Here is a 13,815-nt window from a genome sequence, read left to right as displayed (position 1 = left end):
CCACCGTGCCGCGTACCGCCCGAGGGAGCCGGCGGACGGCCGTGCGGGCCCGTGCCTGCTACCGCCCGCCGGCGGGGGCCGCCGCGGATCGCCGCCGTGCGGCGGGCCCGGTGTGGTCCTCCCGGCCGTCAGGACCAGGCGGCGACGAGGTATCCGACCCCGTAGGGCGCGTCGTCGTAGAGCAGGGCGCCGGCCAGGCCGGCGCCCTCGGCCGCGCCCGCGAGGACCTGCCACGGGGCGCGGCCGGCGGCCTTCAGTTCCCGGGCCAGTGCGGGGTCCAGGGCCTTGAGTGCCTCGACGTCCGCCGCTGCCAGGGCGCGTGCGGCCCGTTCGTCGAAGGCGGCGGCCCGCTCGTCGAGGTAGCCGGGCGCCTTGAGCGTCCGGCACGCGCTGGCGTCGCCCATCACCAGCAGCGCGACCCGTTCGGCCCGCGCGCCGATGTCGGCCCCGACCCGGACGCACCGCTCGGCCTCCAGCGGTTCGCCCACGCCGAGACCCTCGACGGGGGCGTCGGACCAGCCGGTGCGCTCCAGCAGCCAGGCGGCGACGGCGAGGGAGGCGGGCAGTTCGCGCTGCGGCGTCCCGCCCGCCGCGTCGGCCGCCTGCTCCCGGCCGAGGCGGACGGGGAGGTCGACGCCGAAGTCGTGGAAGGAGCCGCGGGTTCCCTCGGGATGCGTTCCCCGGGCGTACCGTTCGGCGGGCCCGACGGCCACCAGCAGGTCGGGGCGGGCGGCGGCGAGCACGCCGAGCGCGTCCGTGCACGCCGCACGCGCGGGGTCCAGCTCGGGCGCCGCGCCGGCGGCGACGTCCGGGACGAGCAGCGGGGGGCAGGGGCAGACTGCGGCGGCTACAAGCATGATCCGCAGCGTAACGCCGACCGGAGGCGGGCCGCCGGGCCGGGAGCACGGCCGGTGCGTGCCGTCACGACGCGGCGGGCCGTCGGCCGCCCGGATCGGCCGAGTGGGCCCGCGTGCCCGGCGGCGGGCCGCGCCGGGCTCCGGTCGTACCCGCGCGGCGGGGCGGACCGCGGCGCCCGCAGGTGCGGGGGCGGGGCACCGTGCGCCGGGGGGCGTGCCAGGTGCGGACGGACTCCGCGCCGCGCCCGGCCCGGCCGGCCGCGTCAGTCGCAGCCGCAGCCGCCGGCGCCGCCCGCGGCGACCGGCTGGGGCTCCGGGGCGCCGATCTTCGGCAGGCCGAGCATGACGCCCGCCGGCTTGGCGGCAGCGGCCGCGTTGCGCTTCTCCCAGGCGTCCCCCGCGCGCGTGCGCCGCACGTCCAGGACGGCGCCCTCGGCCAGCAGGTGGTGCGGCGCGGCGTAGGTGATCTCGACGGTGACGACGTCCCCGGGGCGGACCTCCGCGTCGGGCTTGGTGAAGTGGACCAGGCGGTTGTCGGGGGCTCGGCCGGAGAGCCGGTGGGTGGCACCGTCCTTGCGGCCCTCTCCCTCGGCGACCATCAGCTCCAGGGTGCGGCCGACCTGCTTCTTGTTCTCCTCCCAGGAGATCTCCTCCTGGAGGGCGACGAGACGCTCGTAGCGCGCCTGGACGACCTCCTTGGGGATCTGCCCCTCCATGGTGGCCGCGGGTGTTCCCGGCCGCTTGGAGTACTGGAAGGTGAAGGCCTGCGCGAAGCGAGCCTCGCGCACGGCGTGCAGGGTCTGCTCGAAGTCCTCCTCCGTCTCGCCGGGGAAGCCGACGATGATGTCGGTGGTGATCGCCGCGTGCGGGATGGCGGCCCGGACCTTGTCGATGATCCCGAGGAAGCGCTCCTGGCGGTAGGAACGGCGCATGGCCTTCAGGACGGTGTCCGAGCCCGACTGCATCGGCATGTGGAGCTGCGGCATCACGTTCGGCGTCTCGGCCATGGCGGCGATCACGTCGTCGGTGAAGTCCCGCGGGTGCGGGGAGGTGAACCGGACGCGCTCCAGGCCCTCGATCCGCCCGCAGGCGCGCAGCAGCTTGCCGAAGGCCTCGCGGTCGCCGATGTCGCTGCCGTACGCGTTGACGTTCTGGCCGAGCAGGGTGATCTCGGAGACCCCCTCGCCGACCAGCGCCTCGATCTCCGCGAGGATGTCGCCGGTGCGGCGGTCCTTCTCCTTGCCGCGCAGCGCCGGGACGATGCAGAAGGTGCAGGTGTTGTTGCAGCCGACGGAGATCGACACCCAGGCCGCGTAGGCGCTCTCGCGGCGGGTCGGCAGCGTGGAGGGGAACGCCTCCAGGGACTCGGCGATCTCGACCTGCGCCTCCTCCTGGACGCGGGCGCGCTCCAGCAGGACCGGCAGCTTGCCGATGTTGTGCGTGCCGAACACGACGTCGACCCAGGGCGCCTTCTCGACGATGGTGTCGCGGTCCTTCTGGGCGAGGCAGCCGCCGACGGCGATCTGCATGCCGGGGCGCCGGGTCTTCATCGGGGCGAGCCGGCCGAGGTTGCCGTAGAGGCGGTTGTCGGCGTTCTCGCGGACGGCGCAGGTGTTGAAGACGACGACGTCGGCGTCGCCGTCCGAGCCCTGGGGAGCCCGGACGTAGCCGGCGCCCTCCAGGAGGCCGGCGAGCCGTTCGGAGTCGTGGACGTTCATCTGGCACCCGTAGGTGCGCACTTCGTACGTCTTGGATTCCTGAACGTCCACTGCCTGACTCCGGTCGCCGCTGCTCATGGGACAAGGGTAGGCGGTGCGGGGAGTGGGTCGGGACGCCGGAGCCCGCACGGTGGGGGACGGCCTCGCCGCACCCGGCCGGCCGGGGGCGGGCGGCGCCGGCCGCGGGGGACGGCGGCGCCCCCGGGGACCGGCGCATCCGTCGCCCGCCCCGCGCGGACGGGGAGGGGCCGCGGGCGGGAAGGCGTCCCCGGGCGGTCCCGCACGGCCCGCGGAGGCCGTGCTCGGCGCGATCGCCGCGGACGGGTTCCGCCGCGCCGCCCGGGCCCCTCTCCGCCGTCCCCCGGTCCTCCGCCGTCCCCCGGTCCTCCGCCGCACGGAGTCACCGGCCGCACGGGAGCAGGGCCGCACGCGGACCGGGGCGTCGCTCTGCGGTTCGTCTCGCCCGACGGGACGGCCCGGGGTCAGACCAGCGTCGTGAAGCGCTCCGCGACCGTCCCGGCCGCCGCACCCAGCAGGATCGTGTAGTGGTTGGTGCCCCGCAGCAGCTCGGCGGGCAGGTCCGGCCCCGCGCCGGTCCAGCGCCCGACGACGTCGGCCGGGAGCATCGGGGGCTCCTGACCGAGCAGTCCGAGCGGGGCGTGCAGCAGCAGCGCGGGCACGCCGAGCCCGCGCAGGGCCGCGGCGAACCGGTCACCGGAGGCCAGCAGGTCGCGCCCGTCCCGGCGTACGGCCCCCTCGCGCGCCTTGGAGCGCCGGGCACCCCCGGGGCCCGTCAGGTCGTAGCGCACGTAGGCCTCGACGTCGGCGTTCCAGTCCGGGCCGAGCGCCGGGTGGGCGCGGAAGAACTCGACGTATTCGCCGTCGGTGGGATAGGTGCGGCCGAGCCGGTCGATCGCGGGGCCCAGCGTCGCGTCCAGGATCGCGTCGAGGTCGGCGCCGGGCGGCACGGGCAGCGGCAGCCCGCCGTCGACGAGGAGCAGGCGGTCGAACAGGTGGGGCCGGCGGTCGGCGGCGAGCAGGGCCACGTAGGCGCCCATCGAGTGTCCCGTCAGCGCCACCGGCGCCCCCGCTCCCAGGTCCCGGGCGAGACGGCACACGTCGTCGGCATGCCGGTCGAGCCCGTACCCGCCGGGGGCGTCCGCGCTGCCTCCGCGCCCGCGCAGGTCGGGGGCGTACAGGCTCCACTCGGCGGGGAGCCGGCGGGCCAGGGCGCCGAAGGCCATGCCGGACGCGGTGATGCCGTGCACGGCGAGCGCGATCCGCGGCCCGTCCCCGAACCGCAGCACGCGCAGGGTTCCTCCCTCGACGGGCAGGTCGAGTTCGGCCGGCTCGGTCATCCGCTCCCCCTGATCGTCCCCGGCGGCCTCCACGGCGTCGCCGCGCGGCGGTGCTCCCCGGGTCGGCGCGGCACCGCCCGGCGAACCTAACAACCGGGAGCGGAGCCGGGGAAGGGGTGCGCGCGGGCCGCCGGGCGCCGGGGCGAAGGCGCGGGGCGGCCCGGCCCCCGCGACGGCGCTCAGCGGGTTCCGGGCTCCTCCCAGCCCTGCCGGCGCAGGACGTCCGCCACGTCGGGTGCCCGGTAGTGGTCGCCCTTGAGGACCTTGCCGTCGGCGCGGCGGGCGATCCGGCCGTCGGGCCCGATCTTCGTCATGTTGGCCCGGTGGATCTCGGAGATCACCGCGTCGAGGTCGATCCCGTGGACCAGGGCCGTGCCGTAGGCGACGTAGACGACGTCGGCCAACTCGTGCGCCAGCCGGTCGAGGGGGCCCGCGACGGACACCTCGGCCACCTCGGCGGCCTCCTCCGCCAGCAGGGCGCCGCGGTGCTCGGCCAGCGCGGGCGCGACCTCGCCGGGCACGGTGCGCACGTCGAGGCCGAACGCCCGGTGGAACTCCCGCACCAGGGAGGCCGGCGACCCCGAGGGGGCGGCGGGACCGTCCGGCGGGCCGTCCGGACGGCCCGGAGAGGGTGGCCCGGAGGGGCGCGAGGCCCCGGCAGGAGCGGCGGCCGGGCCGGTGGCGGAGGGAACCTGCGACGGGAGATGCGGCTGCATGCGGCGAGCCTACGGTGCTTCTCACACCGCTCCCCGACGTCCCGCCCTGGTCAGGGAAGCCCTCGGGCTGGCAGGATCGCGCGCATGGTCCAGCCCCTCCTCCCCCGCACCGGCCGGCGCGGCGCGCTGTTCGGCTCGGCGGCCGTTCTCGCGGTCGTCGGGCTGCTGCTGTGGTGGCTGCTGCCGCTGGGCGAGGACTCCCCGCGCGGGACGATCACCTTCAGCGCGGGCACGCCGACCGGCGTCTACCAGCGGTACGGCACGCTCCTGCGCGGAGCCATGGCCAAGGACATGCCCCGGGTCGACGTCAATCTGCTGACCAGCGACGGATCGCAGGAGAACATCGAGCGGGTGGCCACCGGCAAGGCCGATTTCAGCATCGCGGCGGCCGACGCCGTGGAGACCTACCTCCTCCAGGACAAGCCCGGGGCCGGACGGCTGCGCGGCTGCTCGCGGCTCTACGACGACTACGTGCACCTGGTGGTCCGCCGCTCCTCCGACATCCGGTCGGTGGCGGACCTGCGGGGGCGGAAGGTCGCGGTCGGTCCGGGCGGTTCCGGTGTCCGGCTGATCGCCGACCACGTGCTCCAGGCGGCGGGGCTGGACCCCGACAGCGACATCGAGTCGTTCGACGACGGCATCGCGACCATGCCCGCCCTGCTCCGCGACCACTCGATCGACGCCTTCTTCTGGTCCGGCGGCCTGCCGACGAGCGCCGTGCTGGGCCTGTCCGAGTCCGACGACATCAGGCTGCTGCCGATCAGCGGCGGACTCGTCAAGAAGCTGCACGAACAGGGTGGCTCCTCCCGCTACTACCGGGCCGCCGTGATGCCCGCCGACGCCTATCCCGAGGCCCAGCGCGGCACGCCGGTGCAGACGCTCGCGGTCGCCAACTTCCTGATCACGCGGGACGACGCCGACCCGCGGCTGACCGAGGAACTCACCCACACGGTGATCGCCAGCCGCGACCGCATCGGCGCGGTGGTGCACGCGGCGCAGCTGGTGGACCTGCGCACGGCGATCTACACCGACCCGCTGCCGCTGCACGACGGCGCCCGGCGCTACTACCGTTCGATCAAGCCGTAGCCGGACCGGCCGCGAGCCGGCGGGCCGCCCACCTCAGGCGCCCGGCCCGGGCCCCGTCCTCGGCACCGTCACGGTCACCCGGAGCCCGTGCGGCTCGTGGTGGCCGTACGCGATCGACCCCCCGCCCGCCTCCAGCAGGGCCCGCGAGATGGACAGACCGAGGCCGGAGCCCTTGACGTTCTGGTGGACGGGGCTGCGCCAGAAGCGGTCGCCGATGCGTGCCAGGTCCTCGTCGGTGAGACCGGGCCCGCCGTCGGTGACCTCGACGGTCGACGTCCTGCCGTTGGAGGCGACGGTCACCTCGACGCTGCCTCCCTCGGGCGTGAACTTGACCGCGTTGTCGATCACCGCGTCCAGGGCGCTGGACAGGGTGACCGGGTCCGCCCAGGCGGTGGTGGCCGGACAGCTGCCCGCCAGCCGTACTCCCCGGCTCTCGGCGACGGGCTGCCAGGAGGCGACCCGTTCCTCCGTCAGCGCGCCGATGTCCGTCAGGCGCAGATCGGCCTCGGCGTGCTCGGCGAGGGCCAGGTCGAGCAGGTCGTCGAGGACCTGGGCGAGGCGCTTGCCCTCGGTGCGGACCGAGGCGATCTCCTCGTTGCCCTCGGGCAGTTCGAGGGCGAGCAGCTCGATGCGCAGCAGCAGCGCGGAGAGCGGGTTGCGCAGTTGGTGGGAGGCGTCGGCGACGAAGGCGCGCTGCTGTTCCAGGACGTCCTCGACGTGGTCGGCCATCTCGTTGAAGGACCGGGCCAGGCGTTGCAGTTCCGGTGGCCCGCCGGCCGCGGCGACCCGGGACTTCAGCCGCCCGGTGGCGATGTCGTGGGTGGTCGCGTCGAGCACGCGGACGGGGCGGAGCACCCAGCCGGTGAGCCGCAGCGCCGCGCCGACCGCGAGGAGCATCGCGGCGATCTCGCCCGCCCCGATGATCAGCCAGCCGTGCAGCGTCGCCGACCGCATCTGCCCGGTGGGCGAGTCGGTGACGACGACGGCGATGACGTCGCCGTCCCTGATCACCGGGGAGGCGACGACGAGACGGCCGCGCTGCCAGGGCCACACCTGCTGCGGATCGTGGCTGCGGCGGCTGACGAGGGCCTCGTTGAAGGCGTCCCGGGCCGCGCCCTCGGCGGGCAGCCGCCAGCCCTCCGGAGCGTTGGCCATGGGTGTGTCGTTCCGGTAGAACACGCCGGCCCGGATGCCGTACACGGCGTAGTAGCGGCCCAGCTCGGTGCGGAGCGTCTCGCCCCGTTCGTCGGGGTAGCCGCCCTGGGGGCCGCCCGGCGGTTCGGTGACGTACTGGGCGAGGGCGGCGAAGCGGGCGGTGTCGTCGATGCGGTCGACGACGACGCGCTGCTGCTGGGCCGCCGCGACGCTGCCGGCGAGCGGGACGCCGAGGGCGAGCAGGACGGCCGCCATCAGGACGATGAGCAGCGGGAGCAGACGCGCGCGCACCCGGGCCCGCTATCCGGCGGGGGCGACGAGCCGGTAGCCGACGCCGCGCACGGTCTCGATCAGGGCCGGCATGCGCAGCTTGGAGCGCAGCGAGGCGACGTGCACCTCCAGGGTGCGCCCGGTCCCCTCCCAGCTGGTGCGCCACACCTCGCTGATGATCTGCTCGCGGCGGAAGACGACGCCGGGGCGCTGGGCGAGGAGCGCGAGCAGGTCGAACTCCTTGCGGGTGAGCTGGACGGCGGCGCCGTCGACGGTGACCTGCCGGTTGGGGAGCTCGATGCGGACGGAACCGAGCACCAGCGCGTCCTCGCCGGGAGCGAGGCTGTCGTCGTGGGCGGTGCGCCGGGCGACGGCGTGGATGCGGGCGAGCAGTTCCCCGGTGTCGTACGGCTTCACCACGTAGTCGTCGGCGCCGAGGTTGAGGCCGTGGATACGGGAGCGGACGTCCGCGCGCGCGGTCACCATGATCACGGGGGTGGCGGTGCGCTTGCGGATCTTCCCGCAGACCTCGTATCCGTCCTGGTCGGGCAGTCCGAGGTCGAGCAGGACGACGCCGAATCCGTCGCTGTCCGGGACGAGCGCCTGCAGGGCCTCCTCGCCGCTGCGGGCGTGCGTGACGTGGAAGCCGTGCCGTGCGAGCACGGCGGACAGGGCCGCGGCGACGTGGTTGTCGTCCTCGACGAGCAGCAGTCTCATTCCGGCCCCCTCCGGTTCATCGTCGGTACGGTCTCGGTGTGCAGGGTCTTCGGTGCACGGGCGCGCGCACCAAAAGGGAAGTCACGCCGATGGACAAGGACGGCGTCAAGGGCCTTCGGGTTGCGTGCGGGGACCGTTATGCACCCGGTACGCACATCCGTACGAGCCACTACGACATGTGGGCGATTGCTACCGGATCGTGATGCTCAAGTTCACCTCAGATGTAATGACGCTGGTCGTGCCGGGTCACTACTGTCCTCCGAAACCGAGGAGGACGGAGCCCAGAAGCGATGACCAAAGTATCGCCGGCCGAGGACGACCTGGCCGGGACCGACGAGCTGGTCGTCCTGAAGAGCGTCAACAAGCACTTCGGCGCGTTGCACGTACTCCAGGACATCGACCTGACGATCACCCGCGGTGAGGTCGTCGTGGTCATCGGGCCGTCCGGGTCCGGGAAGTCCACCCTCTGCCGCACCATCAACCGCCTGGAGACCATCGACTCGGGCGACATCTCGATCGACGGCAGGCCGCTGCCCCAGGAGGGCAAGGCGCTCGCCCGGCTCCGGGCCGACGTGGGCATGGTCTTCCAGTCCTTCAACCTCTTCGCGCACAAGACCGTGCTCGAGAACGTGATGCTGGGGCAGACCAAGGTCCGCAAGACCGACCGGAAGGCCGCGGAGGAGAAGGCCCGCGCCCTGCTGGACCGTGTCGGTGTCGGCACCCAGGCGGACAAGTACCCGGCGCAGCTCTCGGGCGGCCAGCAGCAGCGCGTGGCGATCGCCCGGGCGCTGGCGATGGACCCGAAGGTCATGCTCTTCGACGAGCCGACCTCGGCTCTGGACCCCGAGATGATCAACGAGGTGCTGGAGGTCATGCAGCAGCTCGCCCGGGACGGCATGACCATGATCGTGGTCACGCACGAGATGGGCTTCGCCCGCTCGGCCGCGAACCGCGTCGTGTTCATGGCCGACGGCCGCATCGTCGAGGAGGCCGTGCCGGACCAGTTCTTCAGCAATCCGCGCAGCGACCGTGCCAAGGACTTCCTGTCGAAGATCCTGCACCACTGACCGCCGCCCGGAGCGGAGTCCCACACGTCACCCCGCGCCGGGTGCACCCTTCGACAGCCCGTACCTCTTCACCACGCAAAGGATGTTCACCATGAAGCTCTCCAGGGTCATCGCCGCCTCGGCCGCCGTCCTCGCCCTCACCGCCACCGCCACGGCGTGCGGTTCGGACGACAAGGACGACAGCGGTTCCTCGGGCGGCGGCAAGATCAAGGTCGGCATCAAGTACGACCAGCCCGGTCTCGGCCTGAAGCAGCCGGACGGCTCCTTCTCCGGCTTCGACGTGGACGTCGCGACCTACGTGGCCAAGGAGCTCGGCTACAAGCCCGACCAGATCGACTTCGTCGAGACCAAGAGCGCCGACCGGGAGAACGCGCTCGCCCGCGGCGACGTGAAGTTCATCGCGGCCACCTACTCGATCACCGACGAGCGCAAGCAGAAGGTGGACTTCGCCGGCCCGTACCTGCTGGCCCACCAGGACCTGCTGGTCAAGTCCGACTCGAAGATCGCCAAGGGCGACGACCTCAACGGCAAGAAGCTCTGCTCGGTCACCGGCTCGACGTCGGCGCAGAACGTCAAGAAGACGATCGCCCCCAAGGCGAACCTGCGCGAGTACAGCGGCTACTCGGAGTGCATCGCCGGGCTCCAGAGCGGCGCCGTCGACGCCGTGACCACCGACGACTCGATCCTCGCGGGCTTCGCCGCGCAGGACAAGTACAAGGGCCAGTTCAAGCTCGCCGGCCTCAAGCTGAGCAACGAGAACTACGGCATCGGCATCAAGAAGGGCGACTCCGCCCTGGAGAAGAAGATCAACGCCGCGCTGGAGAAGATGGTCAGCGACGGCGCCTGGCAGAAGGCGGTCGACAAGAACTTCGGCCCGGCCGAGTACAAGAACGAGCCCGCCCCGAAGATCGGCGTGATCGTCCAGTAGCCCGCGGGTCGCCTGCCGACGCAGGGGCCTTCAGGTAACGCAGGAATCCGCGGTTCGCGCGAGGTTCCGCAGGTGCGCCGCCGCCCGCCGCGATCACGGCGGCGGCGCGCCGCGTCCGCCACGTACGCCACCACCCGGAAGCGCGGGAGATCGTGTTCGACTTTCTTCAAGGTTATGACGTCCTCGGGGCGTTCTGGACGACGGTGCAGCTCACCGTCTACTCCGCCATCGGCTCCCTCGTCCTGGGCACGCTGCTCGCCGCGATGCGGGTCAGCCCGGTCCCGCTGATGCGCGGGTTCGGCACCGCCTACGTGAACATCGTCCGCAACATCCCGCTGACGGTCATCGTCGTCTTCAGTTCGCTCGGCCTCGCCGACATCTTCGGCGTGACGATGGGCGCCTCCGACGACTTCAAGCTCCAGGGCTTCCGGCTCGCCGTCCTCAGTTTCGTGGCCTACACGGCGGCGTTCGTGTGCGAGGCGCTGCGCTCCGGCATCAACACCGTGCCGGTCGGCCAGGCGGAGGCGGCCCGGGCGATCGGGCTCGGCTTCAGCCAGACGCTACGGCTGATCGTGCTGCCGCAGGCGTTCCGCTCCGTCATCGTCCCGCTGGCCAACGTGCTGATCGCGCTCACCAAGAACACGACCGTGGCCGCGGCCATCGGTGTGGCCGAAGCCGCCACCCTGATGAAGGAGATGATCGAGAACGAGGCGCAGACCCTGCTCATCGCCCTCGTCTTCGCCTTCGGGTTCGTGGTCCTGACCCTCCCCACCGGCCTCCTCCTCGGCTGGCTCGGCAAGCGCATGGCGGTGAAGCGATGACCTCCGTCCTCTACGACGCCCCCGGCCCCCGGGCCCGGCGCCGCAACGTCGTCCTCTCGGTGGTCTTCGTCGTCCTGCTCGGCCTGTTCCTGTGGTGGATCTGGCGGGCCATGGACGACAAGAACCAGCTCAAGTGGGCGCTGTGGGAGCCCTTCACCACGGCGAACGCCTGGTCCACCTATCTGTGGCCGGGCCTCCTCGGGACCCTGAAGGCCGCCGCCCTCAGCATGGTGATCGCCCTGCCGCTGGGTGCCCTCTTCGGCATCGCACGCCTGTCCGACCACCGATGGGTGCGCGTTCCGGCCGGAGCCGTGGTCGAGTTCTTCCGGTCGATCCCCGTCCTGCTGCTGATGCTGTTCGCGAACGAGCTGTTCGCCCGTTCCGCCGGCATCCCCAGCGAGGACCGCCCGTTCTACGCCGTCGTCACCGGCCTGGTGCTGTACAACGCCTCGGTGCTCGCCGAGGTCGTCCGGTCCGGCATCCTCGCTCTGCCCAAGGGCCAGACGGAGGCCGCCTACGCCGTCGGCCTGCGCAAGGGCCAGACGATGAGCAGCATCCTGCTGCCGCAGGCGGTGACGGTGATGCTGCCGGCGATCGTCAGCCAGCTGGTCGTCATCGTGAAGGACACGGCACTGGGCGGCGTGATGATCGGGTACGCCGAACTCCTGACCGCGCGCAGCACGCTCGCGGCCAACTACGCCAACGTCGTCCCGAGCTTCATCGTGGTCGCCGTCATCTTCATCGTCGTGAACTTCTCGATCACCAGTTTCGCCTCGTGGCTGGAGGCACGGCTGCGCCGCGGCAAGAAGTCGACCGGCACGGTGCTCCCCGCGGACGACGCCTCGGTCGCGGGGACCGCCGGTACCGGTGCGGGCGGCGGTATCTGACAAGCAGTCAATCCGGGTGGTACGCGAGGGCAGTGGCATGATCGCCACTGCCCTCGTCACTTGACGCAAGCACCGGCAATGGGTTGCATACGTTCTGTGATCGTGCACCCCGCCCCACCTGCCTGTTCCCGTACGTCCCCGAGGACACCGCTCCGGGCAGGGGGCACCGCGCCGTGGACCCGGTGATCATCGTCGGAGCAGGGCCCGTCGGGCTCGTGCTCGCCCTTGCGCTGGCCCGCCAGGAAGTCCCCTCCGTCGTCCTCGACGAGGGGCCCGGCAAGGACGAGCAGCGGCTCGCCCGGACCGTGGTGCTGCGCGAGGACACGGCGGCGCTCGTCGAGAGGCTCACCGGCCGCCGGCTCGACGACACCGGTCTGCGTTGGGCCGGATGGCGGTCGATGCGGCGCAGGCAGGTGATGCGCGAGATCTCCTTCGGCACGCGGGCCGCCGCGGACACCGGCCCGCACGGCTACGGCCCCCGGGACGCGGGGACCGCCGGCGGTGACGGCCCTCGGGGGGCCGCCACCGCGCGCGGCGCGGACCCGTCCCGGAGCACGGACGGCCCGGCTCCGGCGGAGGAACTCGACGCTCCGCTGCACATCGCCCAGCACGAGCTGACCGGCGCCCTGCGCGAGGCGATCGTCCACGAACGGCTCGTCCGGCTCGCCGCCGACAGCCGCGTCGACTCCGTCGAACAGGAGACGTCGGGCGTCACGGCACACACCCGCGGCCCCAACGGAACCTACTGGCGCGGCAGTTACCTGGTCGGCTGCGACGGTCCGCGCTCCACCGTGCGCAAACTGCAGGACATCCGCTTCCCCGGCCGTACCGCCGTCGAACGGCACGCCGTGGCGGCCCTGCGCGCCGAGCTGCCCCGGCCCGGCGAAGCCGTACTGCACCGCCTGCCCCCGTGGCGCACCTCCGGCCCCTCCGCCGGAGAGGTGACCGCCCGCCCGCTCGCCGGGGACGTGTGGCGGCTGGACTGGCTGCTGCCCCAGAGCAAGGACCTGGTCACCCCCGACCTGCTGGTGGCGCGGATCAGGGAGACCCTCGGCGGCTGGAGCGGCGGTTCCACCCCGCCGTACGAGTTGCTGGACACCGGCGTCCACACCGTGCACCACCGGCTCGCCCGCCGGTGGCGTGCCGGGCGGGTCTTCCTCGCCGGGGACGCCGCCCACCTGCTCGGCGCCCTCGGCACGCAGGGGCTGGACGAGGGGCTCCGGGACGCGGACAACCTCGCGTGGAAGCTGGCGCTCGCCTGGCACCACGGTCCGCACGACGCCCTGCTCGACAGCTACCAGACCGAGCGGCGGGCCGCGGTCGCGTCGCGGCTGCGCGCCGCCGATCAGGCCCTGCCCCTGCTGCGCGGAGGCGGCGGCCTGCGTCTCCACCTGCCCGGCGCCGCCCGGGGGCACGACGCGCTCCTCACGGACGGTCACCTCGGGCGTGGGCCGCTCGGCGCGCCGGGCACCTACGCCGACTCGCCGCTCGCCCCGCCGCCCGCCGACTCCCGGGCGCCCGTCGCCACCGAGCCCGGCGCCCCGGTCACCGACGTGCGGGTCACCGCGGAGGACGGTTCCTTCGTGCCGCTGCGGGAACGGCTCGGGCGCGGGGTCCTGCTCGTCGTGCTGATCGCGCCGGGCACCGGTGTGTGGGAACGCAAGCACTGGGTCACCGCCGGCGTCATGCCCCGGCTCGCCGCCGCCGTGACCGCGCTCCCCCACCCCGCCGAGCTGCTCGTCGCGGAGAGCTACCCGGGAGCGTCCGCGCACACGGTGCTCCTCGTCCGGCCCGACGGCCATCTGGTCACCGCGCTCAACGGGGTCAGGCCGGCCGATCTGTACGAGGCGGCCGAAGCGGCCATCGGCGGTCCGGCCCCGGCCGAGGCCACCACGGAGGCGACCGCCGGACACCGCTGACACCCGGGCGGCGGCAGCGGCCCCGCGCCCGGCGGGGCGGGGGCGGCCACACCGCGGAGGCGGAGCGGAGGCAGGCACCGGCCGCGCCCGACGGCGCACGGTGCGGACAATCCGTCCGCACCACTCGGGATCGCGTCCGCGCGGAGGCGGCCACCGAGCGGCGGTTACCACCCGGGAAGCACCACACGAGGCGCGGGCGGTGCGTACCGGACGGAGGCGGCGGCGAGTCCCGTCCCGGTCCAACGCCGTTGCCGGGATCACCGGCCCGAGGCTGCCCGGAGGCCGCAGGCCGATGCGCACCCCCGCCGACGGCAGG

Annotated in this window: 12 protein-coding genes; 6 read left to right on the top strand and 6 right to left on the bottom strand. The window is 73.6% G+C overall.

The window, feature by feature from the left end:
- Positions 1–128: 128 nt before the first annotated feature.
- The 4 genes from ACGFS9_RS00200 to ACGFS9_RS00185 form a co-directional block, all read right to left on the bottom strand.
- Entirely contained in the window at positions 129–857 is a 729-nt protein-coding gene (locus ACGFS9_RS00200) for a class III extradiol dioxygenase subunit B-like domain-containing protein (protein WP_393249160.1), read from the bottom strand.
- Positions 858–1,120: 263 nt separating this feature from the next.
- Entirely contained in the window at positions 1,121–2,653 is a 1,533-nt protein-coding gene (miaB, locus tag ACGFS9_RS00195) for a tRNA (N6-isopentenyl adenosine(37)-C2)-methylthiotransferase MiaB (protein WP_393249158.1), read from the bottom strand.
- A 404-nt stretch (positions 2,654–3,057) separates the two neighbouring features.
- Positions 3,058–3,933, bottom strand: coding sequence for an alpha/beta fold hydrolase (locus ACGFS9_RS00190; protein ID WP_393249156.1), 876 nt, complete (start codon positions 3,931–3,933; stop codon positions 3,058–3,060).
- 179 nt (positions 3,934–4,112) lie between these two features.
- Positions 4,113–4,649, bottom strand: a complete 537-nt coding sequence (locus ACGFS9_RS00185; protein WP_393249154.1) for a MazG nucleotide pyrophosphohydrolase domain-containing protein — start codon at positions 4,647–4,649, stop codon at positions 4,113–4,115.
- Between the two features lie 84 nt (positions 4,650–4,733).
- Here ACGFS9_RS00185 and ACGFS9_RS00180 point away from each other — a divergent pair, with 84 nt between their 5' ends.
- Complete coding sequence (locus tag ACGFS9_RS00180) at positions 4,734–5,735, top strand: TAXI family TRAP transporter solute-binding subunit (RefSeq protein ID WP_393249152.1); 1,002 nt, start codon at positions 4,734–4,736, stop codon at positions 5,733–5,735.
- 33 nt (positions 5,736–5,768) lie between these two features.
- Here the strand turns inward: ACGFS9_RS00180 and ACGFS9_RS00175 are convergent, their stop codons facing one another.
- On the bottom strand, positions 5,769–7,181 hold the full coding sequence (locus tag ACGFS9_RS00175; RefSeq protein ID WP_393249150.1) for an ATP-binding protein: 1,413 nt from the start codon (positions 7,179–7,181) through the stop codon (positions 5,769–5,771).
- A 9-nt stretch (positions 7,182–7,190) separates the two neighbouring features.
- Positions 7,191–7,877, bottom strand: coding sequence for a response regulator transcription factor (locus tag ACGFS9_RS00170; RefSeq protein WP_393249148.1), 687 nt, complete (start codon positions 7,875–7,877; stop codon positions 7,191–7,193).
- 290 nt (positions 7,878–8,167) lie between these two features.
- Between ACGFS9_RS00170 and ACGFS9_RS00165 the strand changes: the two genes are divergently transcribed.
- From ACGFS9_RS00165 to ACGFS9_RS00145, 5 genes are all read left to right on the top strand, one after another.
- Positions 8,168–8,944 carry an amino acid ABC transporter ATP-binding protein gene (locus ACGFS9_RS00165; protein WP_393249146.1) on the top strand — a complete coding sequence of 259 codons (777 nt, stop codon included), beginning with the start codon at positions 8,168–8,170 and terminating at the stop codon, positions 8,942–8,944.
- Between the two features lie 91 nt (positions 8,945–9,035).
- Complete coding sequence (locus ACGFS9_RS00160) at positions 9,036–9,872, top strand: glutamate ABC transporter substrate-binding protein (RefSeq protein ID WP_393249144.1); 837 nt, start codon at positions 9,036–9,038, stop codon at positions 9,870–9,872.
- A gap of 152 nt (positions 9,873–10,024) precedes the next feature.
- Positions 10,025–10,693 carry an amino acid ABC transporter permease gene (locus ACGFS9_RS00155; protein WP_393249142.1) on the top strand — a complete coding sequence of 223 codons (669 nt, stop codon included), beginning with the start codon at positions 10,025–10,027 and terminating at the stop codon, positions 10,691–10,693.
- Entirely contained in the window at positions 10,690–11,580 is an 891-nt protein-coding gene (locus ACGFS9_RS00150) for an amino acid ABC transporter permease (RefSeq protein ID WP_393249140.1), read from the top strand. The genes ACGFS9_RS00155 and ACGFS9_RS00150 overlap by 4 nt, the downstream gene beginning before the upstream one ends.
- Positions 11,581–11,753: 173 nt before the next feature.
- Positions 11,754–13,499, top strand: a complete 1,746-nt coding sequence (locus ACGFS9_RS00145) for an FAD-dependent monooxygenase (RefSeq protein ID WP_393250448.1) — start codon at positions 11,754–11,756, stop codon at positions 13,497–13,499.
- Positions 13,500–13,815 lie beyond the last annotated feature (316 nt).

Origin of the sequence: Streptomyces sp. NPDC048566 (assembly GCF_043199735.1) — a bacterium.
In the GTDB taxonomy this organism is placed as follows: domain Bacteria; phylum Actinomycetota; class Actinomycetes; order Streptomycetales; family Streptomycetaceae; genus Streptomyces.
Note: the sequence above shows the minus strand (reverse complement) of the source record. Positions and strands in the feature narration are given on the sequence as shown.